This is a genomic window from Pseudomonas sp. MC6 (genome assembly GCF_054790575.1).
In genome coordinates this window covers 2,946,209-2,967,324 of record NZ_CP186504.1, presented here as the reverse complement: position 1 = coordinate 2,967,324, position 21,116 = coordinate 2,946,209, and the positions used below count along the sequence as shown (strand labels likewise).

Here is a 21,116-nt window from a genome sequence, read left to right as displayed (position 1 = left end):
GCATTAGCCGCTTCTGCTTCCTTCGCTGCGACGGTTTTCGATGAGTTATCAGGTTCTTGCACGTAAATGGCGTCCGCGCTCGTTCCGCGAAATGGTCGGCCAGACCCATGTGCTCAAGGCTCTGATCAATGCCTTGGACAGCCAGCGGCTGCACCACGCGTACCTGTTCACCGGTACGCGCGGGGTGGGTAAAACCACGATTGCGCGGATCATTGCCAAATGCCTGAACTGTGAGACAGGTATCACTTCCAGCCCGTGCGGCGAATGCTCGGTGTGCCGTGAAATCGACGAAGGTCGCTTTGTCGACCTGATCGAGATCGACGCCGCGAGCCGCACCAAGGTCGAAGACACCCGCGAACTGCTCGACAACGTGCAGTACGCGCCAAGCCGTGGGCGCTTCAAGGTCTACCTGATCGACGAAGTGCACATGCTTTCCAGCCATTCCTTCAATGCGCTGCTGAAAACCCTCGAAGAGCCGCCGCCGTACGTCAAGTTCATTCTGGCGACCACTGACCCGCAGAAACTTCCGGCAACGATTTTGTCGCGCTGCCTGCAGTTCTCGCTGAAGAACATGACGCCCGAGCGTGTGGTCGAGCATTTGACCCACGTCCTGACCGCCGAAAACGTGCCGTTCGAAGACGATGCACTGTGGTTGCTCGGTCGCGCCGCTGACGGTTCGATGCGTGACGCCATGAGCCTGACCGATCAGGCGATTGCCTTCGGTGAAGGCAAGGTGCTCGCCACCGACGTGCGGGCAATGCTCGGTACGCTGGATCACGGTCAGGTCTATGACGTCCTGCATTCGTTGATCGAAGGCGATGCCAAGGCGTTGCTTGAGGCGGTGCGTCACTTGGCTGAACAGGGCCCTGACTGGAACGGCGTGCTCTCGGAAATTCTCAACGTGTTGCACCGCGTGGCCATCGCTCAGGCGTTGCCGGAAGGTGTCGACAACGGGCACGGTGACCGCGATCGCGTGCTGGCCTTGGCGCAGGCGTTGCCGGCCGAAGACGTGCAGTTTTATTACCAGATGGGCCTGATCGGTCGGCGAGATTTGCCGCTGGCGCCGGATCCGCGTGGCGGTTTCGAAATGGTCCTGCTGCGGATGCTGGCTTTCCGGCCCGCCGACACCGCGGACGCCCCGAGGCAACCGCTAAAGCCAGTGGGGATCAGCCAGGCCACAGTTGATTCCGCAAACTCCGTGGCTGCCGCGCCTAAACCTGCGCCGGTAGTCGCTGCGGCTGTTGCGCCGGCTCCAGCTCCGGCACCCGTGGCGGTACCAGCGCCTGCACCGGCTCCCGAACCCGCGCCGGTTGCGCCCGTTGCCGCGCCAGAACCTGAACCTGAACCTGCGCCTGTCGTCGCCGAAGCCGTCGTCGCCGAAGCCGTCGTCGACCTGCCGTGGAATGACCCGGCTGAGCCCGAGACGGAGCCAGAGCCCGAGCCTGCGCAGCAACCCGCCGTCGAGCCGGTACTGGAAACCACCGCCGAGCAACCCGATTTGCCGCCGATGCCGTTGCCGACCCCGGACAGCGTCGTTCCGGAGGCTCCAGAATGGGCCGCCGCACCGATTCCCGAGCCGTCGGTCGCCGAGGTCGATGCCGCCACACCGGGCATCGACATGGACGACGAGCCGCCGCTCGACGAGGACTACATCGAGCCGGACATGGATTCGGCCTACAGCTACCTCGACGAACTGGCCAGCGAACACGCCGCCGAGCCTGCCCCGGAACCTGAGCCAGAACCGGCTGCGGCGCCGGCCACAGGTTTGGCGTTGCAATGGCTGGAGCTGTTCCCGAAACTGCCGATCTCCGGCATGACCGGCAGCATCGCCGCCAACTGCACGTTGATCGCGGTCGATGGCGACCATTGGCTGATGCACCTCGACCCGGCGCACAGCGCGCTGTTCAACGCCACGCAACAGCGGCGTCTGAACGACGCATTGAACCAGTTCCACGGTCGCACGCTGAGCCTGACCATCGAGCTGATCAAGCCCGAGCAGGAGACCCCGGCCCAGGCCGCGTCCCGTCGGCGCGCCAACCGTCAGCGCGAAGCGGAAGAGTCGATCCATGGCGATCCGTTCATCCAGCAGATGGTTCAGCAGTTCGGCGCGGTGGTGCGACACGATACTATTGAACCTGTCGACGCCTTGGTCGCCCAAGGCTAATAACTGAAGGTGCCCGGCCTTGCTGGCCGGGCGCTGTTTTGATCCAAGTACTTTGAGGTGATTCCCATGATGAAAGGTGGCATGGCCGGCCTGATGAAGCAGGCGCAGCAGATGCAGGAAAAAATGGCCAAGATGCAGGAAGAACTGGCCAACGCCGAAGTCACCGGTAAGGCCGGCGGCGACATGGTCACCGTGGTGATGACCGGTCGTCACGACGTGAAAAGCGTGAGCATCGACCCAAGCCTGGTTGAAGGCATGAGCGAAGACGACAAAGAAATGCTGGAAGCGGTGATTGCTTCCGCCGTCAACGACGCCGTGCGCAAGATCGAAAAAAACAGCCAGGACAAAATGGGCAACATGACCGCCGGCATGAACCTGCCAGCGGGTATGAAACTGCCATTCTGATTCGCCAATCGGCGGCAGATGAGCTACACAAAATGCCAGGCATTGCGCCTGGCATTTTTGTTTCTGGCCCTTGGGTGTGTGGTGTCTTTGAGGCCGCCTTCGCGAGCAGGCTCGCTCCCACATCTGGAATGCATTCCCCTGTGGGAGCGAGCCTGCTCGCGAATGAATTCACCTCGGTCCACCTGAATAAACATCGAACGCGCAAAAGCCTCAACGGTCTGCTCTATACCCGCTGAATTCACCCTTCACAGGAGACGCTGACATGTCCGAACCTCTCACCCTCAACCAGCGCTTTGTCCTCGCCTCACGCCCGGTCGGTGCGCCGACCCCGGAAAACTTCCGCCTCGAACGCGAAGCGCTGCCGGATCTGCAGGACGGTGAAGTACTGCTGAAAACCCTGTACCTGTCCCTCGATCCCTATATGCGCGGACGCATGAGTGACGCGCCGTCCTACGCTGCGCCGGTGCAAATCGGCGAAGTGATGACCGGTGGCGCTGTCAGCCGTGTCGAGGACTCACGTCATCCGAAGTTTCATAAAGGCGATCTGGTGGTCGGCGCCACCGGTTGGCAAAGCCACAGCATCAGCGACGGCCGTAACATCATCCCGATTCCGTCCGGTCTGCCGAGCCCGTCGATGGCGCTGGGTGTGTTGGGCATGCCGGGCATGACCGCGTACATGGGCTTGATGGACATCGGTCAGCCTAAAGAAGGCGAAACGCTAGTCGTCGCTGCGGCGTCCGGCGCGGTGGGCTCGGTGGTCGGCCAAGTGGCGAAGATCAAAGGCCTGCGCGCGGTCGGCGTGGCCGGCGGTGCCGACAAATGCAAATACGTGGTCGAAGAGCTGGGTTTCGATGCCTGCATCGATCACAAGGCGCCCGATTTTGCTGAGCAATTGGCCAAGGCCTGCCCCGATGGCATCGACATCTATTACGAGAACGTCGGTGGTCATGTGTTCGATGCGGTGATGCCGTTGCTCAACCCCAAGGCGCGCATTCCGTTGTGTGGCCTGATCGCCGGTTACAACGCCTCCGAAGCGCCGCAAGGCGCGGATCGCCTGCCAATGCTGCAACGCACACTGCTGACCAAGCGCGTGCGCATTCAGGGCTTTATCGTGTTCGACGACTACGGCGATCGTCAGCCGGAATTCATCAGCCACATGGTGCCGTGGGTGCGCGATGGCAAGGTCAAATTCCGCGAGGACGTGGTGGAAGGCCTGGAGCAGGCACCCGAGGCGTTTATCGGTCTGCTGGAGGGGCGCAACTTCGGCAAACTGGTAGTGAAGGTCGCGCAGGACTGAGTATTTGACGCTGGCCGGAGGCGCGGGTATAAACCGCGTCTCGTTGTTTTGTCGGACTTTTTACCCATGAGCTTCAGCCCTTTGATTCGCCAACTGATCGACGCCTTGCGCACCTTGCCGGGCGTGGGTCAGAAAACCGCCCAGCGCATGGCGTTGCAGATGCTCGAGCGTGACCGCAGCGGCGGTTTGCGTCTGGCCCAGGCCCTCAGCCAGGCTATGGAAGGGGTCGGTCACTGCCGCCAGTGCCGCACGCTGACCGAAGACGATCTGTGCCCGCAATGCGCCGATACCCGCCGTGACGACACGCTGCTGTGCGTGGTCGAAGGGCCGATGGATGTGTATGCCGTCGAGCAGACCGGCTTCCGTGGGCGCTACTTTGTGCTCAAGGGCCATTTGTCGCCGCTTGATGGCCTCGGGCCTGAGGCGATCGGCATTCCGCAGTTGATGACGCGGATCGAAGAGGCGGGGACGTTTACCGAAGTCATTCTCGCCACCAATCCGACAGTGGAAGGTGAGGCGACGGCGCATTACATCGCACAGCTGCTGAGCAACAAAGGCCTGATCGCTTCGCGGATTGCCCACGGCGTGCCGTTGGGTGGTGAGCTGGAGCTGGTCGATGGCGGCACGCTGGCGCATTCGTTTGCCGGGCGTAAACCGATCTCCCTCTGATAAAAATCAAAGGATCGCAGCCTTCGGCAGCTCCTACAGGGAAGCGCGTATTTCCAATGTAGGAGCTGCCGAAGGCTGCGAACTTTTGATCTTCTGCATCTTGTAAACCAAGCAAGCGCTCGGTTAAGTTCGGCGAACCCTTCCGTGGAGCTCGCCCATGCCTGCCTTTCAGGAATACTTCGACCCCAGCCACCAATTGGTCCGCGACAGCGTCAGACGTTTCGTCGAACGCGAGATCCTGCCGGACATCGATCAGTGGGAAGAAGCCGAAAGCTTCCCCCGCGAGCTATACCTGAAGGCTGGCGCGGCAGGCATCCTCGGCATTGGTTACCCCGAAACGCTGGGAGGCAGCCATGAAGGCGATCTGTTCGCCAAGGTTGCCGCCAGCGAGGAGTTGATGCGCTGCGGCTCTGGCGGCCTGGTAGCGGGGCTCGGCTCGCTGGATATCGGCTTGCCGCCGATCGTCAAATGGGCCCATCCCGAGGTGCGTGAGCGTGTTGTGCCGCAAGTGCTCAGCGGCGAGAAGATCAGCGCCCTGGCGGTCACCGAGCCCGTCGGCGGCTCCGACGTCGCCAACCTGCAAACCCGCGCCGTGCGTGACGGTGACTGCTACCGGGTCAGCGGCAGCAAAACCTTTATCACCAGTGGCGTACGCGCCGATTTCTACACCGTTGCGGTGCGCACCGGTGCGCTGGGTTTCGGCGGCATCAGCCTGTTGTTGATCGAGAAGGGTACGCCGGGCTTCACCGTTGGTCGCCAGCTGAAGAAAATGGGCTGGTGGGCGTCGGACACGGCTGAATTGTTTTTCGACGACTGCCGGGTGCCTGTGGGAAATCTGATCGGTGCCGAAAACATGGGCTTCGCCTGCATCATGGGCAACTTTCAAAGCGAACGACTGGCGCTGGCGCTGATGGCCAACATGACCTCACAGCTTGCGTTGGAAGAGAGCCTGAAGTGGGCGCGCGAGCGTGAGGCGTTCGGCAAGCCGATCGGCAAGTTCCAGGTGATCAAGCATCGCCTCGCCGAGATGGCCACGGCGCTGGAGGTCTCGCGGGAATTCACCTATCGGCAAGCGGCGAAGATGGCGGCGGGGCAGAGTGTGATCAAGGAGATTTCCATGGCGAAGAATTTTGCCACGGACACGTCGGACCGGATCACCACCGAGGCGGTGCAGATTCTCGGCGGGCTGGGGTATATGCGCGAGAGTCTGGTGGAACGGCTGTATCGGGATAACCGCATCTTGTCGATTGGCGGCGGGACGCGGGAGGTGATGAACGAGATCATCAGCAAGCAGATGGGGCTTTAGGTTTTGCGTGGAGGCGCCCGACGCCTTCGCGAGCAGGCTCGCTCCCACAGGAGAATGCATTCCAAATGTGGGAGCGAGCCTGCTCGCGAAAGCGGTCTGACAGGCGCTACTTACTTATCAGTCAGGGCAAACTGCGTCAGGCAGAAGGTAGGAATCCCCATGTCCTCAAGCCGCTGCGACCCGTTCAGCTCCGGCAAATCAATGATCGCCGCCGCCTCATGCACCCGCGCGCCCATGCGGCGAATCAGGTTGGCGGCTGCAATCAACGTCCCGCCAGTGGCGATCAAGTCATCGAACATCACCACCGAGTCGCCTTCACACAGGCTGTCGGCGTGTACTTCCAGGAACGCTTCGCCGTACTCGGTCGCATAACCTTCGGCCAACACGTCCGCCGGCAGTTTGCCTTGCTTGCGGAACAGCACCAGCGGCTTGTTCAACTGATAGGTCAACACCGAACCGATCAGGAAACCACGGGCATCCATCGCGCCGATGTGGGTGAAGTCGGCTTCAACGTAGCGGTGGGCGAAGCTGTCCATCACCAGGCGCAGGGCCGTCGGCGACTGGAACAGCGGGGTGATGTCGCGAAAGATCACGCCCGGTTTCGGGAAGTCGATCACTGGGCGGATAAGCGATTTGATGTCGAAGGAGTCGAAGACCATCGTCGAGGTGTCCTGGCAGGGCTGCAAACGGCGCAGTATACCCGCGGCTGAAACGCTTCGCTCAACCGCGGATCGAGATCAGCCTTCGATCGAGCCACCGGCCAGTGCGCACAACTGGATCGGGTCGAGGATGTGAATCTCCTTGCCCTCGGCGGCGATCAGCTCGTTTTGCTGGAAGCGCGTGAACACGCGAGACACGGTTTCCACGGCCAGACCGAGATAGTTGCCGATTTCATTGCGCGACATGCTCAGGCGGAACTGATTGGCCGAGAAGCCGCGAGCGCGGAAGCGCGCGGACAGATTGACCAGAAAGGTGGCGATGCGCTCGTCGGCGGTTTTTTTCGACAGCAGCAACATCATTTGCTGGTCGTCGCGGATTTCCCGGCTCATCACGCGCATCAACTGGCGGCGCAGCTGCGGCAGTTGCAGGGCCAATTCGTCGAGGCGTTCAAACGGAATTTCGCAGACCGAGGTGGTTTCCAGCGCTTGGGCGGAGACTGGGTGTTTCTCAGTGTCCATGCCGGACAGGCCGACCAGTTCGCTCGGCAGGTGGAAACCGGTCAGTTGCTCTTCGCCGCTGTCGCTGAGGCTGAAGGTCTTCAGGGCGCCGGAGCGTACTGCATAAACGGAATCGAACGTGTCGCCCTGGCGGAACAGGAACTCGCCTTTTTTCAGCGGGCGGCCACGTTTAACGATTTCGTCCAGCGCATCCATGTCTTCCAGATTCAGAGAAAGTGGCAGGCAGAGAGGGGCCAGGCTGCAATCCTTGCAATGGGCCTGGTTGTGAGCGCGCAGTTTAACTGGCTCGGACATTTCTTTAATCCTTGTGGGAAAACACACATAAGCCGTAAGGGTAACCCACGGGAGGACATTCAGGCCAGTCTGTGGCGACTTTGTCCCACCGCCATAAAGCCGCAGAGCGAGCCGCCGATATACAGGTATCAGAACGCATACAAGGAACGCTTCGATGGCCACCATTGGCACGCGGGGCCCCGGTAGCAGCGACGTTGCGGCAGTGCCGGAAACGTTTAAAGCTTCGTCGGGCAATGCACGCGACCCAGACTCGACCGAAGAGGCAACCCCGACCTTGGTCGAGGGCGTCAAAGTGTCGCTGTCCGGTGCGTCGATCGCAAAATCCGCCGGTGTCGGTGGTGAAAACAGCGACATCGACGACAGCGGATTGCCGGAGAACATCCAGCAATTGCTGAAGATGATCCGCAAGTTGCAAAAACAGATTGCCGAGAAAAAGGCGCTTATCGAAGCGGTCATGGCCGACAAGCGCCTTTCCAACGAAGAAAAAATCAACAAGGTCGCGGCTCTTCGCGGCGCCATCGCCGCGTTGAATACGGGTCTGATCACCGCCAACCTGGCCTTGTCCAAAGTGGTGGGGCAGTCGGGCCTGACGGCGGATCAGAATATGAAAGTCGGTTCGCTGCTGATGAAGAACTAAATCACCCGCGAGAAACGCTGGCGGTTCTGCTGCTCCAGATACGCATCGAACACCATGCACACCGAGCGCACCAGCAGACGTCCCGCTGGCAATACTTCGATCCGCTCGCGATCCAGTTCGATCAGGCCATCACTGGCCATGCCTTGCAACTGCGGCCACAGCGTGCCGAAATACCCCTGAAAGTCGATGTTGAACTGCTGCTCGATCTCGGCGAATTCCAGACTGAAATTGCAGATCAGTTGCTGAATCACTGCACGGCGCAAGCGATCATCGGCGTTGCACACCAGGCCCCGGCTAGTCGCCAGTTGCGCGGCGGCGAGGGTGTTCTGGTACTCGTTGAGGTCGCTGCTGTTCTGGCAGTACAGGTCGCCGATCTGGCTGATGGCCGACACGCCCAAGCCAATCAAGTCGCAATGACCATGGGTGGTGTAACCCTGGAAGTTGCGTTGCAGGGTTTGCTCTTCCTGGGCAATCGCCAGCTCATCGTCGGGCAGGGCAAAGTGATCCATGCCGATGTAGCGATAGCCGGCGGCGGTGAGCTGTTCGATGGTGCGCTCGAGCATTTCCAGTTTCTGCGCGGGCGCCGGCAGTTCATTGCCATTGATCCGCCGCTGCGGCATGAAGCGCTCCGGCAGGTGTGCATAGTTGAACACCGAGAGCCGATCCGGTTGCAGGCTGATCACTTCCTCGACGGTGCGGGCGAAGTTTTCCGGCGTCTGCTTGGGCAAGCCGTAAATCAAGTCGATATTGATCGAGCGAAACTGCAGGGTGCGCGCGGCATCGATCACCGCGCGGGTTTCTTCCAGACTCTGCAGGCGATTGACCGCGCGCTGCACCGCCGGATCGAGATCCTGCAGGCCGATGCTGACCCGGTTGAAGCCGAGTTCGCGCAGCAGGCCCATGGTCGACCAGTCGGCTTCGCGCGGGTCGATCTCGATACCGTAGTCGCCGGAGTCGTCGTCCAGCAGATTGAAATGCTTGCGCAGGTGCGCCATCAACTGCCGCAGTTCGTCGTGGCTGAGAAAGGTCGGCGTGCCGCCGCCAAAGTGCAATTGCTCGACTTTTTGTGCCGGGTCGAGGTGGCAGGCGATCAACTGGATTTCCTGCTCCAGCCGCTGTAGATATGGCGCCGCGCGACCTCGGTCCTTGGTGATGACCTTGTTGCACGCGCAGTAGTAGCAAATGTTCGCGCAGAACGGCACATGCACGTACAGCGACAACGGGCGCAGGGCCTTGCGGCTGTCGCGCAGGGCATGAAACAGGTCGAAGGTACCGACCTGACCGTGAAATTGCACGGCCGTCGGATAAGAGGTGTAGCGCGGCCCCGCCAGGTCGTAGCGGCGGATCAGATCAGAGTCCCAACGAATGGCGTCGAGCATGCGGGCATTCCCCCGGATAGGCTGGCAGTGTGGCGAGTCTAGGGGAGGGCGCGCAGGGGCATCTTGATTTGCATCAACAGCATAAGATCAAAAGATCGCAGCCTGCGGCAGCTCCTACAGGGAAACGCATTCCAAAGGTAGGAGCTGCCGAAGGCTGCGATCTTTTGATCTTAATGGCCCATCAACCAATGCTGATGCGGTCCGGGCAATGTCCATATCCCGAACAGAATCACCAGCAAACCACCGGCCATGCGCACGCTGCGTTTGCGCAACAGCGCCGTAACCCGCTCAGCCGCAAGCCCTGTGGCGAGCAACACCGGCCAGGTGCCGAGGCCAAACGCAAGCATCAACAATGCACTGTCCAGCGCATTGCCCTGACTCGCCGACCACAACAGCGTGCTGTAAACCAGTCCGCACGGCAGCCAGCCCCACAACGCGCCAAGCAACAGCGCGCGAGGCAAACTCGACACCGGCAGCAAGCGATTGGCGACCGGCTGAATGTAGCGCCACAGCCCGCGGCCGAGGCTTTCAATGCGGGTCAGTCCGCTCCACCAACCGGCCAGATACAAACCCATGGCGATCAGCAACAACCCGGCCAATACACGCATGAACAATGCGCCTGGACTGTTCGCCACCGCCCATCCCGCCAGCCCGATCAGCAAGCCAGCCGTGGCATAACTGAGGATTCGGCCCAGGTTGTACGCCAGCAACAAGCGAAAACGCCGACTGCGCTGCTCCTTGGGGATCGCCAAAGTCAGCGCGCCCATCAAACCGCCGCACATGCCCAGGCAATGACCACCACCGAGCAGGCCGAGGATCAATGCCGAGATCAGCAAGGGCGCCAGTTCAAGCATGAGGCGGGGCCTTGTCGTCCGGTTTGCTGGCGTTGACTTCGTCCACGGCGGCGGTGTGGTTCGGATCCTGATCATCGAACAGAATGCTGTGCGCAGGGCCGTCGAGGTCGTCGTACTGACCGCTGTCCACCGCCCAGAAAAAGATGTACACGGCGATGGCCACAATCAGCAGGGCGGCCGGGATCATCACGTAGAGAGCTGGCATCGGTACTCCAGGCGCCCGCACGGTTCAGGCCGGCAGCGGGCGGGTTTGTGATCGGGTGCTGGCGGGCGGCGGACTCGGCAGGCGAGTCAGGCGCAGGGCATTGAGCACCACGGTCAACGAACTGATCGACATGCCGACGGCGGCCCACACCGGCGTGATCCAGCCGAGGGCGGCGAACGGCAACATGAGGCCATTGTACAGCGCCGCCCACAGCAGGTTCTCGATGATTACCCGGCGGGTGCGCCGAGCCAGAGTGAACGCTTGAACCAAGGCGTCGAGACGGTTGGACAGCAGCACCGCATCGGCGCTGGTTTTCGCCAGATCGGTGGCCGAACCCATGGCGACACTGATGTCGGCTGCCGCGAGCACTGGTACATCGTTGACGCCGTCGCCGAGCATCAGCACTTTGCGACCTTCCTTGTGCAGTTGCTGCAGGACTTGCAGTTTGTCGTCCGGGCGCAAGCCGCCGCGAGCCTCATCAATGCCCAGTTCCGCCGCCACACTGGCGACCATCGGCGAGCTGTCACCGGATAACAACAGCGTACGCCAGCCGCGTGCCTTACAAGCAGCGAGCAAGGCGGGGGCGTCATCACGCAAGCGATCGTCGAGGACGAACCACGCCAGTGGCCCTTGAGTATCGCCGAGCAGCAACCATTGGCCGGCCTCGTCCGGCATCGACGGTGCCGTTGCGCCGCTGAGGGCGCAGACAAACTCGGCCTGGCCGATGCGCAAACGCTGTCCGCCCACCAAGCCTTCGAGGCCAAGCCCCGGCGTGCTGTGGACGTCTTCAGCGGCCAGCGGCGCACGGCCAAAGGCACGGGCAATCGGGTGTTCCGACCGGTTTTCCAGAGCGGCGGCGAGGCTCAGGCATTGATCACTGTCCTGCGCGCCGAGTGGGCGAATCGAACGCAGCATCAATCGGCCTTCGGTGAGGGTGCCGGTCTTGTCGAAGATCACCGTGTCGATCTGATTCAAGCCTTCCAGCACATGCCCGCGCGTCAGCAGCAAACCAAGTTTGTGCAAGGTACCGGTGGCAGCGGTGAGCGCGGTCGGCGTCGCCAGCGACAGGGCGCACGGGCAGGTGGCAACCAGCATGGCGAGGACAATCCAGAATGCTCGCGACGAATCCAGTTCCCACCACAACAGGCCAATGGCGGCTGCGGCGATCAGCGATAACAACAAAAACCATTGCGCGGCACGGTCGGCGATTTCTGCCAGTCGCGGTTTTTCCGCTTGAGCGCGGTCGAGCAGGCGGACAATGGCCGATAGGCGCGTGTCTTGGCCCAGCGCCTGAACTTCCACGGTGAGCGCGCCTTCAACGTTGAGCGTGCCAGCGGTGACCGCATCGCCCGGCATGCGCGGTTGCGGCAGGTATTCGCCGGTGAGCAGCGATTCGTCGATGCTCGACTGGCCGTCGATGATCTTGCCGTCCGCCGGCAGAATCGAGCCGGCCTGCACCAGAATCCGCTCGCCGAGGCGTAGCTCGCTGAGCAGGATGCGTTCGCTCTGGCCGTTGTTGTCCAGCCGTAGACACGAGGCCGGCAATAGATTCACAAGTTGCGCCGTCGCGGCAGCGGTGCGCTCACGGGCACGGCGTTCCAGATAGCGGCCGGCGAGCAGGAACAGCGCAAACATGCCGACCGCATCGAAATACAACTCGCCAACGCCGGTGATCGAAGTCCAGATCCCGGCAATGTAGGCGCTGCCGATCGCCAGTGACACCGAGACATCCATGGTCAGGTGGCGCGTGCGCAGATCGCGCATTGCGCCTTTGAAGAACGGCGCGCAGCTGTAGAACACGATCGGTGTGGTCAGGAACAGTGCGACCCAGCGCAGGATCGTGTGCAGCTCGGGGCTGAGGTCGATGTTGAATTCCGGCCAAGTGGCCATGGTCGCCATCATCGCCTGAAACCACAGCAGTCCAGCCACGCCGAGCTGGCGCAGAGCGAGGCGGTTTTCACTGGCCAGTTGTTCGCTGGCACGGTCGGCCTGATACGGGTGGGCGGCGTAACCGATGTGGCGCAGTTCGGCGAGGATCTGGCTCAGCGGTAATTGCGCGTCGGCCCAACTCACGTGCAAACGATGGTTGGACAGGTTCAGCCGCGCCTCGGCCACGGCGGGCAGCGTGCGCAGGTGTTTTTCGATCAGCCAGCCGCAAGCGGCGCAACTGATGCCTTCCATCAACAGGGTGGTTTCGGCCAGATCGCCTTCATGGCGAACGAAGGGTTGCTGCACATCGGCGCGGTCGTACAGGGCCAGCTCATCGACCAATTGCACCGGCAATGCTTCGGGGTTGGCCGAGGCTTCGCTGCGGTGTTGGTAGTAGCTTTCCAGACCACCGGCGACGATGGCTTCGGCCACAGCCTGACAGCCCGGACAGCAGAACTCGCGGGAATCCCCGAGTACGACGGCGGTGAAGCGGCTGCCGGAGGGGACGGGCAGGGCGCAGTGGTAGCAGGGGAGTGGGGTGGTCATGGCATCGTTGAGGGGTTAAACCCTTGCATTGGAGTTGTCCGCTTGCCCTCACCCCAGCCCTCTCCCGGAGGGAGAGGGCGCCGATCGGTGTGAGCCTGGATTTTCACTGTCATACACAAAACGTGCAAACGCTCGAGATCAGTTCCCTCTCCTGGGGGAGAGGGCTAGGGTGAGGGGGCTTTCGAAGTTGCTTATTTTTTCAGGTCTTCGGCGCCTTGCAGCGGCTCATCACCGAGCAGCAGATCCTTGTCATGGCTCACCAACTCTTCCTCGAACATGCGCCACACATGGTCATCCTGACTGCCGAGCAATTCGACAAAGCGACGACCCTCAACCTTGTCACCCAGTTGACCGATGTAGCGGCCCGTTTCAGTCTCGCTGCGAGTCAGGATAATCTTGCGATCCTTCTCGGGCTGCGTCGGCGAAATCAGGTTCAATTCCAGTGTCTTCGGCTGACTGTCACCGCTCAAACGCAGATCAACCTCACCAGTAACATCATCCAGACGCACCGCCGCACGCATCTTCAGATTCTGCGCCAACAGCTCACGGTCCAGCGAACGGTTGATGCCTTTGCCAGCCTCGTAATAGTTGTCGTTGACGAGGTTGTCCGGGTTGTTCACCGCAATGGTCACCATGGACAGGGTCAGGGTCACCGAGCAGGCCAGAATCCCGATGATGATCCATGGCCAGAGGTGCTTGTACCAGGGACTTGCGGCGTTTGCTGCGGGCATGTTCAGTTCTCTCAACGGATTTGTGGGCCGATGAATCGGCTCTTGGCTTCAACGTGGACGCTGTCATCATCGGCATCCTTGAGGAGGAATTTCACCTCGTTGGTGCTCGATGGCAGTTGTTCCGGCGCGCTCGACAACTCGACCGGCATGCTGACGATGTCGCCGGCCGCGACTTTGATCTCGCGCTTGCCTTGCAGGCGCAGATCCGGCAAACCGCTGGCTTCGAGCACGTAGGTGTGGTCGCGCTGATCCTTGTTCATGATCTTCAGGCTGTAGACGTTTTCGATTCGGCCTTCAGCGTTTTCGCGGTACAGCACGCGGTCCTTGCTGACGTCAAAACCGACCAGCGAACGCATGAAGAACGCGGTGACCAACAGGCTGATCATCGCCAGCAACACCACGGCATAACCGATCAGGCGTGGCCGCAGTTTATGGGTTTTCTGCCCAGACAGGTTGTGTTCAGTGGTGTAACTGATGAGCCCGCGCGGGTAATCCATTTTGTCCATGATGCTGTCGCAGGCATCGATGCACGCGGCGCAGCCGATGCACTCGATCTGCAGGCCGTCGCGGATGTCGATGCCGGTCGGGCAGACCTGAACACACATGGTGCAGTCGATGCAGTCACCAAGGCCCTGGGCTTTGTAATCAATACCTTTCTTGCGCGGGCCACGGCTTTCGCCACGACGTGGATCGTAGGAGACGATCAGCGTGTCCTTGTCGAACATCACGCTCTGAAAGCGCGCATACGGGCACATGTAAATACACACCTGCTCGCGCAACCAGCCGGCGTTGCCGTAGGTAGCGAGGGTGAAGAAACCGACCCAGAAATACGACCAGCCATCGGCTTGCCCTGTGAAGAACTCAAAGACCAGTTCGCGGATCGGCGAAAAGTAGCCGACAAAGGTCATGCCGGTGACGAAACCGATCAATAGCCACATCACGTGTTTGGCGGCTTTGCGCAGGAACTTGTTGGCGCTCATCGGCGCCTTGTCGAGCTTGATGCGCTGGTTGCGGTCGCCTTCGGTGACCTTCTCGCACCACATGAAAATCCACGTCCACACACTTTGCGGACAGGTATAACCGCACCAGACGCGCCCGGCATACACGGTGATGAAGAACAGGCCGAACGCGGCAATGATCAACAGGCCCGAGAGCAGGATGAAATCCTGCGGCCAGAACGTTGCGCCGAAGATGAAGAACTTGCGCTCCGGCAGATTCCACCATACGGCCTGGTGACCGCCCCAGTTCAGCCACACCGTGCCGAAATACAGCAGGAACAAGGCGGCGCCGCCCATCATCCGCAAGTTGCGGAACAGACCGGTGAAGGCACGGGTGTAGATTTTTTCTCTGGAGGCGTAAAGGTCAACGCTGTTGTTCGCGTTTTTGCTCGGTGGTGTGACGTCGTGTACCGGAATCTGATTGCTCATCATTGCATCCCACGGCAGTGGAAAAATGCCTCGGTCGATACGTGCCAACCAAGGTCAAAAAGGGGCGTTGCAGTGGCGCAATGATACGCCGGTCGCTCTGGGTCGAGGGTGCGACCTTTGGTCGCGTTGGGTAAAAAACCTGAATGGTGTAGCGAATGCAGTAAAGCCTGATGCAGGTCAATTGACTTATTGAGTATGGACGGTTTTGGCGTGGTGGCTAATCCGTTGTTGTCAGGGGTTCATCGGTACGACGCGCTTGCCACCGCAAGCCTTGGAAAAATCTGGGTCGACTTGAAGGGGGGCGAGCACTGACAGTGTCATCTTCAGGTTTCCAGTTGCAGAAGTTGCCGAGTGAGCACTTCAAAGTGCAACTTCAAACATGGCTTTTTGCATCAGGCGTTGTTGTAAGTTTTTTTTGTGCCTGAAACATATCTACTTGATTGTTCTGGTTCGGTGCTTTGAAGTTTTCTGTTTTTTCTAATAAGTTCTGTTTTCGCGAAAACTTGTTCGCGTGTAATTGATTAATTTAAATGGAATTTTAAGTATGACTTTCAATAAGTTTACAAGCGTTGTGCTGGGGGTTTGTTTATTGGCTTCGGTTGCCTGCGCTCAGGCGATGACCGGAACCCCGAAACACATGGTTTTTGCCTCGGATACTCAATATCCCTGGACCGACAAGACAGATAACCGTGATCCTGAATCCGACTCGGAATTCGAAGTTCGCTCCAAGTGGCTGGTCGACAGTCAGCTTGCGAGTATTGCTGATTTCAGAAATCAGCATGGTTCGCAAGCCCAGGTTCCACTGATGATCAATGGTGACATAACCGCTTTTGGTCATGGCTGGCAGCGGTCTTTTATGAAGGATATGTTGAACAAACACTTTAAGGGTGACTACTTGTACGGCCTGGGTAATCACGATTATGAAAATAATGTTGATGATTGTTTTACCAATAGCTGTGCGGCGGGAAGTATCGTCGAGTTCAAGGAACATCATGAAGGCAAGGTGGACAGCTTTGATTTGAAAGTCACCAGTGGATTTCTCAGCAAGACGTACTCCGGCAGTCTCGCGTATTCAAAAAATATCGGCGAAGTTCATATGGTTCAGCTCAATAACGAGCCGACTTATACCACCCGGATTGCTCATCCACTGAACCCGACGACATTTGAAATCAACGACGCGCTGGACTGGCTCGAGAAGGACCTCAGGCTGGCACGAGTTTCGGGTTACGCCATCATCATCAATATGCATAAACCGTTGAACCACAAAGGGACCCAGGCGCAACAAAAACGCTTCCACGACATGGTCAATAAATATCAAGTGACGGCGATCTTTGCCGGCCATTTACATAAGGATGGAGGTGATGCTTATTGGGAGGGTAGCGTACCCATCTACCTGAGCGGCAGTACGTCTCAGCAAACCTATCTGATTGCCAGTTTCACCGAGGACCGCAAGCAGTTGCAGGTCTATCTGGTGAAGAACAATCAGTGGCGCAATCGAACGCTGATCGATACGACGCCGGTGCATTCAATCTTTGCCAAGCGCCCATAAAAAAAGCCCCGCCAGTGATTAGGCGGGGCTTTGTACGATCAGTGATTGGCAGCGTTCCATGGATTGATCAGATGAACGCCGCTGAGTTGGAAATCGGCAACATTACGGGTGACCAGCGTCAGCCCATGAACAAGCGCGGTGGCGGCGATCAAAGCGTCGCATTCATTGCTGCGATCAGGCACGTGCAGCTGTGCGCATCGGCTAGCGACGGCGCTATCGACCGAGAGGATTCTTCCCGAGAATGCGGGTTTGACATGACGCTCGAGCCAGTTGCGCAGCATCCCTCCTTGTGGCGGGTCGCGGCGTTCGATACGCAGAATGCCGGTTTCCAGCTCCAGCACAGTGATGGCCGATAAATACAGGCTGGCCGGGGCAACGCTGTTTGCCCATGTCACCACTTGCCGGTCGGCTTGGGGTTTTCTCAGCTCGGAAACGACATTGGTATCGAGTAGAAACATCAGGACAGATCCACGCTGCGAGGGAGGATGACGGCGCGCTCGGGTTCGAATTCGATGTCAGGCGCATTCGGCATGACCAGCAGGTCGACGATGCTGGTCTGGCTACCGGTCAGTTTCTGGTACTCCTCGATGCTCAGCAGTACATGGGCAGGCTTGCCACGATCGGTAATGATGACCGGACCCAGATGCGCGGCTTTTTTGGCAGCACTGGTGTCCTGATTGAATTCGCGGCTGGAAATGGTCGTGATGGCCATCAAGTTCGGCCTCCGGTGATTCTGGTGTAGAAACGTTACTACGCTGAGGTTTTCCCGGCAATCGGAAAGGTGGGTTGCGGACGATCGGTTTATCACTGTCATAACGGCACCAGCCAGAGCGCCCCAGCCAACGGGCAGGGGCGCAGGATATCGGGCGAATATTCGCTGCGTTTTGCTGCTTTTTCAGAGCAATCGGCCGCCGCCGAGACCGTCCAGACCGCCACCGTTACCTGGATGGGCCATGGTGTCTGGCGATGTCGAGCGTGCGAGCGCAGCAGGTGTTTTTACCGGCGTTGCTTGATGGTCAGGGCAGGGCTGCAAACATTTTGGCAGTGTGTTTTCGTTATTTTTTGACATGTAGGCTTCATCCTTGAAGGTTGACCCGATGCTGCTCATCGGGGTGGGAAAAACCTACAGGGCACCTTTCCTCAGGTCTATTGAGCAAACGTTACAAGTCATGAATGCCAGCATGAAAAAAGGCCCCGCCAATCAATATTGGCGGGGCCTTTTTTTGTTTCAAGCGATGACCCTATTCGGCGTTCGCTTCCGGTGCTTTTTCACCGTGAGACAGGCTGTAAACGTAAGCCGCCAGCAGGTGCACCTTGTCGTTGCCTTGCAGTTGTTCCTGCGCAGGCATCTGGCCCTGACGGCCGTAACGAATGGTCTGCTGCAGTTGCGCAAAGCTCGAACCGTAGATGAAAGCACCCGGGTGAGTCAGGTCAGGCGCGCCCATGGCGGGAGTGCCTTTGCCGGCCGGACCGTGGCACGCCACGCAGTTGGCGGCGAACAGTTTGCCGCCGTTGGCCGGATCAGCCTTGGTGCCTTCCGGCAGCTTGCGGCCATCCAGATTGGTCACGACAAAAGCTGCCACGTCGGCAACGCCTTGCTCGCCAATCACTTCAGCCCAGGCCGGCATCACCGCGTGGCGACCGCCCATGATAGTGGTCTTGATGGTTTCCGGCTCGCCGCCCCAGCGCCAGTCGGCGTCGGTCAGGTTAGGGAAACCGTAAGCGCCCTTGGCGTCGGAACCGTGGCACACCGAGCAGTTGGAGGCGAACAGGCGGCCACCCATTTTCAGTGCTTGTGGATCCTTGGCGACTTCTTCGATTGGCATCGCGGCGAACTTGGCGAAGATCGGACCGAATTTGGCGTCCGAGCGAGCCATTTCCTTTTCCCACTCGTGTACGCCGGTCCAGCCGGTCTGGCCGTTGGCGAACGCGGTCTGTTTGTCGTTATCAAGGTAGTTGTAGCCCGGCAGCAGGCCTTTCCAGTTGCCCAGGCCCGGGTACAGCACCAGGTAACCCAAGGCAAAAATGATGGTGCCGACAAACAGCATGAACCACCATTTCGGCAGTGGGTTGTCGTACTCCTCGATCCCGTCGAAGGAGTGCCCGACCGTCTCGTCCGTCTGTTCGCTGCGCTGGCCCTTGCGGGTCGACAGCAGCAGCCAGGTCAGGGCGAAGATCGTACCGAGACTGAGGACTGTGACGTACAGACTCCAGAATGTAGTCATTCTTTGTTACTCCTAGAAGCTTGCTCGACGTGCTTGATGGCTTCGGGATCATCCGCAAAAGGCAACAAGGTCGCGTCTTCAAACTCCGACTTGCGCTTGGGGCTGAACACCCACAACGCCAGACCGATGAAGGCCACCATCACGACAACGGTGCCCAGGCCACGAATCATCCCGATATCCATCTAATTCACCGTTTGCTTTTGATGATGGTGCCCAGGCCTTGCAGGTAGGCCACCAGCGCGTCCATTTCGGTTTTGCCCTTCACGGCATCCTTGGCACCGGCGATGTCTTCGTCGGTGTAAGGGACGCCGAGCGTGCGCAAGACTTCCATTTTTTTGGCCGTCTCTTTGCCGTCGAGCTTGTTTTCCACGAGGAACGGGTAAGCCGGCATTTTCGACTCAGGCACTACGTTGCGCGGGTTGTACAAGTGCGCACGTTGCCAGTCATCGGAGTAACGACCGCCGACACGGGCCAGGTCCGGACCGGTACGTTTGGAGCCCCACAGGAACGGGTGGTCCCAGACGCTTTCACCGGCAACCGAGTAGTGGCCGTAGCGTTCGGTTTCAGCACGGAACGGACGGATCATCTGCGAGTGGCAGCCGACACAACCGTTGGCGATGTAAACGTCGCGGCCTTCCAGCTCCAGTGCCGAACGCGGCTTCATGCCTTCGACCGGCTTGTTGGTGACGTCCTGGAAAAACAGCGGAACGATTTGGGTCAGGCCGCCAACGCTGACGGCGATGACCATGAAGAAGGCCAGCAGGCCAATATTCTTCTCGACAGCTTCATGCTTCATCAGTGAGCTCCAACGACAGCGATCTGGGCAGCGGCTTCGGCTTCAGCCGGGTTCGAGGCGCGCACGGTGCGCCAGACGTTGTAAGCCATCAGGAACATGCCGCTGGCGAAGAAAGCACCGCCCAAGGCACGCACGATGTAACCCGGGTGGCTGGCTTGCAGTGCTTCAACGAACGAGTAGGTGAGGGTGCCGTCGTCGTTGATTGCACGCCACATCAGGCCCTGAGTGATGCCGTTGACCCACATCGAAGCGATATACAACACAGTGCCGATGGTCGCGAGCCAGAAGTGCGCGTTGATCAAGCCGACACTGTGCATCTGCGCACGGCCGAACAGACGCGGGATCATGTGGTAGATCGCGCCGATCGAGATCATCGCCACCCAGCCGAGAGCGCCGGCGTGTACATGGCCGATGGTCCAGTCGGTGTAGTGCGAGAGCGAGTTGACGGTCTTGATCGCCATCATCGGACCTTCGAAGGTCGACATGCCGTAGAACGCCAGGGATACCACGAGGAAACGCAGGATCGGGTCGGTGCGCAGCTTATGCCAGGCACCCGACAGGGTCATCATGCCGTTGATCATGCCGCCCCAGCTTGGCGCCAGGAGGATGATCGACATCGCCATGCCTAGCGATTGTGCCCAATCCGGCAGTGCGGTGTAGTGCAAGTGGTGCGGGCCGGCCCAGATGTACAGGGTGATCAGTGCCCAGAAGTGCACGATCGACAGGCGATAAGAGTAGATCGGACGCTCGGCCTGTTTCGGCACGAAGTAATACATCATCCCGAGGAAACCGGTGGTGAGGAAGAAGCCCACCGCGTTGTGGCCGTACCACCACTGGATCATCGCGTCGGTCGCGCCCGAGTAGGCAGAGTAGGACTTGAACAGGTTCACCGGCAGCGACATGTGGTTGACGATGTGCAGCATCGCGGTCACGACGATGAAGGCACCGTAGAACCAGTTACCCACGTAGATGTGCTTGGTTTTGCGCTTGGTGATGGTGCCGAAGAACACCAGACCGTAAGTGACCCAGACAATGGCCAGCAAAATGGCGATCGGCCATTCCAGTTCCGCGTATTCCTTGGTGGTGGTGTAACCCAGCGGCAAGGTAATGATCGCGCCGACAATCACCGCTTGCCAGCCCCAGAAGGTGAAGGCCGCGAGGCTGTCGGAAATCAGTCGCGTCTGGCAGGTTCGCTGCACGACATAGTAGGAAGTGGCGAATAGTGCACAACCACCGAAGGCGAAAATCACCAGGTTTGTGTGCAACGGGCGCAGGCGTCCAAAGCTCGTCCACGGCAGACCGAAGTTCAACTCCGGCCAGACCAGTTGCGAGGCGATGAAGACACCGAGCCCCATGCCAAGGATCCCCCAGACCACCGTCATGATGGCGAACTGGCGGACTACCTTATAGTTATAAGCAGTCGGACTGATTGCTGTGCTCATTCTAAGGTTCCACGGTTTGGGTGTTTTATTAGGATTAAAATCGGCCGCAAGTATGCAGAGAGCAGGGGGTCATTGCAACGCGC

General features: G+C 59.6%; 21 protein-coding genes. 7 read left to right on the top strand and 14 right to left on the bottom strand.

Translation table 11 applies throughout. From position 1 onward, the window contains the following. Window positions 1-40: 40 nt before the first annotated feature. The 5 genes from dnaX (at window position 41) to ACOYXE_RS13200 (ending at window position 5,841) form a co-directional block, all read left to right on the top strand. On the top strand, window positions 41-2,164 hold the full coding sequence (gene dnaX / locus ACOYXE_RS13220; RefSeq protein ID WP_460929575.1) for a DNA polymerase III subunit gamma/tau: 2,124 nt from the start codon (window positions 41-43) through the stop codon (window positions 2,162-2,164). Between the two features lie 66 nt (window positions 2,165-2,230). Next, entirely contained in the window at window positions 2,231-2,569 is a 339-nt protein-coding gene (locus ACOYXE_RS13215) for a YbaB/EbfC family nucleoid-associated protein (RefSeq protein WP_016984747.1), read from the top strand. Window positions 2,570-2,831: 262 nt separating this feature from the next. Then, window positions 2,832-3,866, top strand: coding sequence for an NADP-dependent oxidoreductase (locus ACOYXE_RS13210; protein ID WP_160057082.1), 1,035 nt, complete (start codon window positions 2,832-2,834; stop codon window positions 3,864-3,866). Between the two features lie 66 nt (window positions 3,867-3,932). Next, window positions 3,933-4,535, top strand: coding sequence for a recombination mediator RecR (gene recR / locus ACOYXE_RS13205; protein ID WP_007918335.1), 603 nt, complete (start codon window positions 3,933-3,935; stop codon window positions 4,533-4,535). A gap of 157 nt (window positions 4,536-4,692) precedes the next feature. After that, a complete protein-coding gene (locus ACOYXE_RS13200; RefSeq protein ID WP_160057083.1) occupies window positions 4,693-5,841 on the top strand; it encodes an acyl-CoA dehydrogenase family protein in 1,149 nt (382 codons plus the stop codon). Between the two features lie 110 nt (window positions 5,842-5,951). Here ACOYXE_RS13200 and ACOYXE_RS13195 read toward each other — a convergent pair whose 3' ends face one another. Together ACOYXE_RS13195 and fnr are read right to left on the bottom strand one after the other, a co-directional pair. Beyond that, window positions 5,952-6,500, bottom strand: coding sequence for an adenine phosphoribosyltransferase (locus ACOYXE_RS13195; RefSeq protein ID WP_460929571.1), 549 nt, complete (start codon window positions 6,498-6,500; stop codon window positions 5,952-5,954). 78 nt (window positions 6,501-6,578) lie between these two features. Continuing rightward, window positions 6,579-7,313 carry a fumarate/nitrate reduction transcriptional regulator Fnr gene (gene fnr / locus ACOYXE_RS13190; RefSeq protein WP_007918332.1) on the bottom strand — a complete coding sequence of 245 codons (735 nt, stop codon included), beginning with the start codon at window positions 7,311-7,313 and terminating at the stop codon, window positions 6,579-6,581. Between the two features lie 154 nt (window positions 7,314-7,467). Here fnr and ACOYXE_RS13185 point away from each other — a divergent pair, with 154 nt between their 5' ends. Continuing rightward, window positions 7,468-7,950, top strand: coding sequence for a hypothetical protein (locus ACOYXE_RS13185; RefSeq protein WP_460929569.1), 483 nt, complete (start codon window positions 7,468-7,470; stop codon window positions 7,948-7,950). Here the strand turns inward: ACOYXE_RS13185 and hemN are convergent. The 6 genes from hemN to ccoG all read right to left on the bottom strand — a co-directional run bounded on the left by hemN (window position 7,947) and on the right by ccoG (window position 15,021). Beyond that, window positions 7,947-9,329 carry an oxygen-independent coproporphyrinogen III oxidase gene (gene hemN / locus ACOYXE_RS13180; protein WP_160057085.1) on the bottom strand — a complete coding sequence of 461 codons (1,383 nt, stop codon included), beginning with the start codon at window positions 9,327-9,329 and terminating at the stop codon, window positions 7,947-7,949. The genes ACOYXE_RS13185 and hemN overlap by 4 nt on opposite strands. Before the next feature lie 170 nt (window positions 9,330-9,499). Beyond that, on the bottom strand, window positions 9,500-10,183 hold the full coding sequence (locus ACOYXE_RS13175; RefSeq protein WP_160057086.1) for a sulfite exporter TauE/SafE family protein: 684 nt from the start codon (window positions 10,181-10,183) through the stop codon (window positions 9,500-9,502). Beyond that, window positions 10,176-10,388: a cbb3-type cytochrome oxidase assembly protein CcoS gene (gene ccoS, locus ACOYXE_RS13170; protein ID WP_160057087.1), complete on the bottom strand. Its 213-nt coding sequence runs from the start codon at window positions 10,386-10,388 to the stop codon at window positions 10,176-10,178. Before ccoS ends, ACOYXE_RS13175 begins: the two co-directional genes overlap by 8 nt. A 24-nt stretch (window positions 10,389-10,412) precedes the next feature. Next, window positions 10,413-12,863, bottom strand: a complete 2,451-nt coding sequence (locus ACOYXE_RS13165) for a heavy metal translocating P-type ATPase (protein WP_160057088.1) — start codon at window positions 12,861-12,863, stop codon at window positions 10,413-10,415. Window positions 12,864-13,054: 191 nt separating this feature from the next. Continuing rightward, window positions 13,055-13,594, bottom strand: coding sequence for a FixH family protein (locus ACOYXE_RS13160; protein ID WP_405122012.1), 540 nt, complete (start codon window positions 13,592-13,594; stop codon window positions 13,055-13,057). Between the two features lie 11 nt (window positions 13,595-13,605). Beyond that, on the bottom strand, window positions 13,606-15,021 hold the full coding sequence (gene ccoG / locus ACOYXE_RS13155; protein ID WP_077571861.1) for a cytochrome c oxidase accessory protein CcoG: 1,416 nt from the start codon (window positions 15,019-15,021) through the stop codon (window positions 13,606-13,608). Between the two features lie 544 nt (window positions 15,022-15,565). Here ccoG and ACOYXE_RS13150 point away from each other — a divergent pair. Beyond that, window positions 15,566-16,570 (top strand): metallophosphoesterase family protein, encoded by a 1,005-nt coding sequence (locus ACOYXE_RS13150; protein ID WP_160057090.1) that lies wholly within the window; start codon window positions 15,566-15,568, stop codon window positions 16,568-16,570. A 38-nt stretch (window positions 16,571-16,608) separates the two neighbouring features. On the opposite strand, the gene ACOYXE_RS13145 is transcribed toward ACOYXE_RS13150, so the two are convergent. From ACOYXE_RS13145 to ccoN, 6 genes are all read right to left on the bottom strand, one after another. After that, complete coding sequence (locus ACOYXE_RS13145) at window positions 16,609-17,028, bottom strand: type II toxin-antitoxin system VapC family toxin (RefSeq protein ID WP_095124870.1); 420 nt, start codon at window positions 17,026-17,028, stop codon at window positions 16,609-16,611. Further along, window positions 17,028-17,282 carry a type II toxin-antitoxin system Phd/YefM family antitoxin gene (locus tag ACOYXE_RS13140; protein ID WP_160057091.1) on the bottom strand — a complete coding sequence of 85 codons (255 nt, stop codon included), beginning with the start codon at window positions 17,280-17,282 and terminating at the stop codon, window positions 17,028-17,030. Before ACOYXE_RS13140 ends, ACOYXE_RS13145 begins: the two co-directional genes overlap by 1 nt. Before the next feature lie 529 nt (window positions 17,283-17,811). Next, window positions 17,812-18,795, bottom strand: coding sequence for a cytochrome-c oxidase, cbb3-type subunit III (gene ccoP, locus ACOYXE_RS13135; RefSeq protein WP_007917163.1), 984 nt, complete (start codon window positions 18,793-18,795; stop codon window positions 17,812-17,814). Continuing rightward, window positions 18,792-18,977, bottom strand: coding sequence for a CcoQ/FixQ family Cbb3-type cytochrome c oxidase assembly chaperone (locus ACOYXE_RS13130; protein ID WP_003175465.1), 186 nt, complete (start codon window positions 18,975-18,977; stop codon window positions 18,792-18,794). Before ACOYXE_RS13130 ends, ccoP begins: the two co-directional genes overlap by 4 nt. A gap of 5 nt (window positions 18,978-18,982) precedes the next feature. Next, on the bottom strand, window positions 18,983-19,591 hold the full coding sequence (gene ccoO / locus ACOYXE_RS13125; protein WP_160057092.1) for a cytochrome-c oxidase, cbb3-type subunit II: 609 nt from the start codon (window positions 19,589-19,591) through the stop codon (window positions 18,983-18,985). Continuing rightward, window positions 19,591-21,033, bottom strand: coding sequence for a cytochrome-c oxidase, cbb3-type subunit I (gene ccoN / locus ACOYXE_RS13120; protein WP_007917159.1), 1,443 nt, complete (start codon window positions 21,031-21,033; stop codon window positions 19,591-19,593). The genes ccoO and ccoN overlap by 1 nt, the downstream gene beginning before the upstream one ends. Window positions 21,034-21,116 lie beyond the last annotated feature (83 nt).

What these genes read in the sequence shown, in the direction of transcription:
- dnaX (WP_460929575.1), top strand. Translation starts at nt 41, where the DNA reads ATGAGTTATCAGGTTCTTGCACGTAAATGGCGTCCGCGCTCGTTCCGC.
- ACOYXE_RS13215 (WP_016984747.1), top strand. Translation starts at nt 2,231, where the DNA reads ATGATGAAAGGTGGCATGGCCGGCCTGATGAAGCAGGCGCAGCAGATG.
- ACOYXE_RS13210 (WP_160057082.1), top strand. Translation starts at nt 2,832, where the DNA reads ATGTCCGAACCTCTCACCCTCAACCAGCGCTTTGTCCTCGCCTCACGC.
- recR (WP_007918335.1), top strand. Translation starts at nt 3,933, where the DNA reads ATGAGCTTCAGCCCTTTGATTCGCCAACTGATCGACGCCTTGCGCACC.
- ACOYXE_RS13200 (WP_160057083.1), top strand. Translation starts at nt 4,693, where the DNA reads ATGCCTGCCTTTCAGGAATACTTCGACCCCAGCCACCAATTGGTCCGC.
- ACOYXE_RS13195 (WP_460929571.1), bottom strand. Translation starts at nt 6,500, where the DNA reads ATGGTCTTCGACTCCTTCGACATCAAATCGCTTATCCGCCCAGTGATC.
- fnr (WP_007918332.1), bottom strand. Translation starts at nt 7,313, where the DNA reads ATGTCCGAGCCAGTTAAACTGCGCGCTCACAACCAGGCCCATTGCAAG.
- ACOYXE_RS13185 (WP_460929569.1), top strand. Translation starts at nt 7,468, where the DNA reads ATGGCCACCATTGGCACGCGGGGCCCCGGTAGCAGCGACGTTGCGGCA.
- hemN (WP_160057085.1), bottom strand. Translation starts at nt 9,329, where the DNA reads ATGCTCGACGCCATTCGTTGGGACTCTGATCTGATCCGCCGCTACGAC.
- ACOYXE_RS13175 (WP_160057086.1), bottom strand. Translation starts at nt 10,183, where the DNA reads ATGCTTGAACTGGCGCCCTTGCTGATCTCGGCATTGATCCTCGGCCTG.
- ccoS (WP_160057087.1), bottom strand. Translation starts at nt 10,388, where the DNA reads ATGCCAGCTCTCTACGTGATGATCCCGGCCGCCCTGCTGATTGTGGCC.
- ACOYXE_RS13165 (WP_160057088.1), bottom strand. Translation starts at nt 12,863, where the DNA reads ATGACCACCCCACTCCCCTGCTACCACTGCGCCCTGCCCGTCCCCTCC.
- ACOYXE_RS13160 (WP_405122012.1), bottom strand. Translation starts at nt 13,594, where the DNA reads ATGCCCGCAGCAAACGCCGCAAGTCCCTGGTACAAGCACCTCTGGCCA.
- ccoG (WP_077571861.1), bottom strand. Translation starts at nt 15,021, where the DNA reads ATGAGCAATCAGATTCCGGTACACGACGTCACACCACCGAGCAAAAAC.
- ACOYXE_RS13150 (WP_160057090.1), top strand. Translation starts at nt 15,566, where the DNA reads ATGACTTTCAATAAGTTTACAAGCGTTGTGCTGGGGGTTTGTTTATTG.
- ACOYXE_RS13145 (WP_095124870.1), bottom strand. Translation starts at nt 17,028, where the DNA reads ATGTTTCTACTCGATACCAATGTCGTTTCCGAGCTGAGAAAACCCCAA.
- ACOYXE_RS13140 (WP_160057091.1), bottom strand. Translation starts at nt 17,282, where the DNA reads ATGGCCATCACGACCATTTCCAGCCGCGAATTCAATCAGGACACCAGT.
- ccoP (WP_007917163.1), bottom strand. Translation starts at nt 18,795, where the DNA reads ATGACTACATTCTGGAGTCTGTACGTCACAGTCCTCAGTCTCGGTACG.
- ACOYXE_RS13130 (WP_003175465.1), bottom strand. Translation starts at nt 18,977, where the DNA reads ATGGATATCGGGATGATTCGTGGCCTGGGCACCGTTGTCGTGATGGTG.
- ccoO (WP_160057092.1), bottom strand. Translation starts at nt 19,591, where the DNA reads ATGAAGCATGAAGCTGTCGAGAAGAATATTGGCCTGCTGGCCTTCTTC.
- ccoN (WP_007917159.1), bottom strand. Translation starts at nt 21,033, where the DNA reads ATGAGCACAGCAATCAGTCCGACTGCTTATAACTATAAGGTAGTCCGC.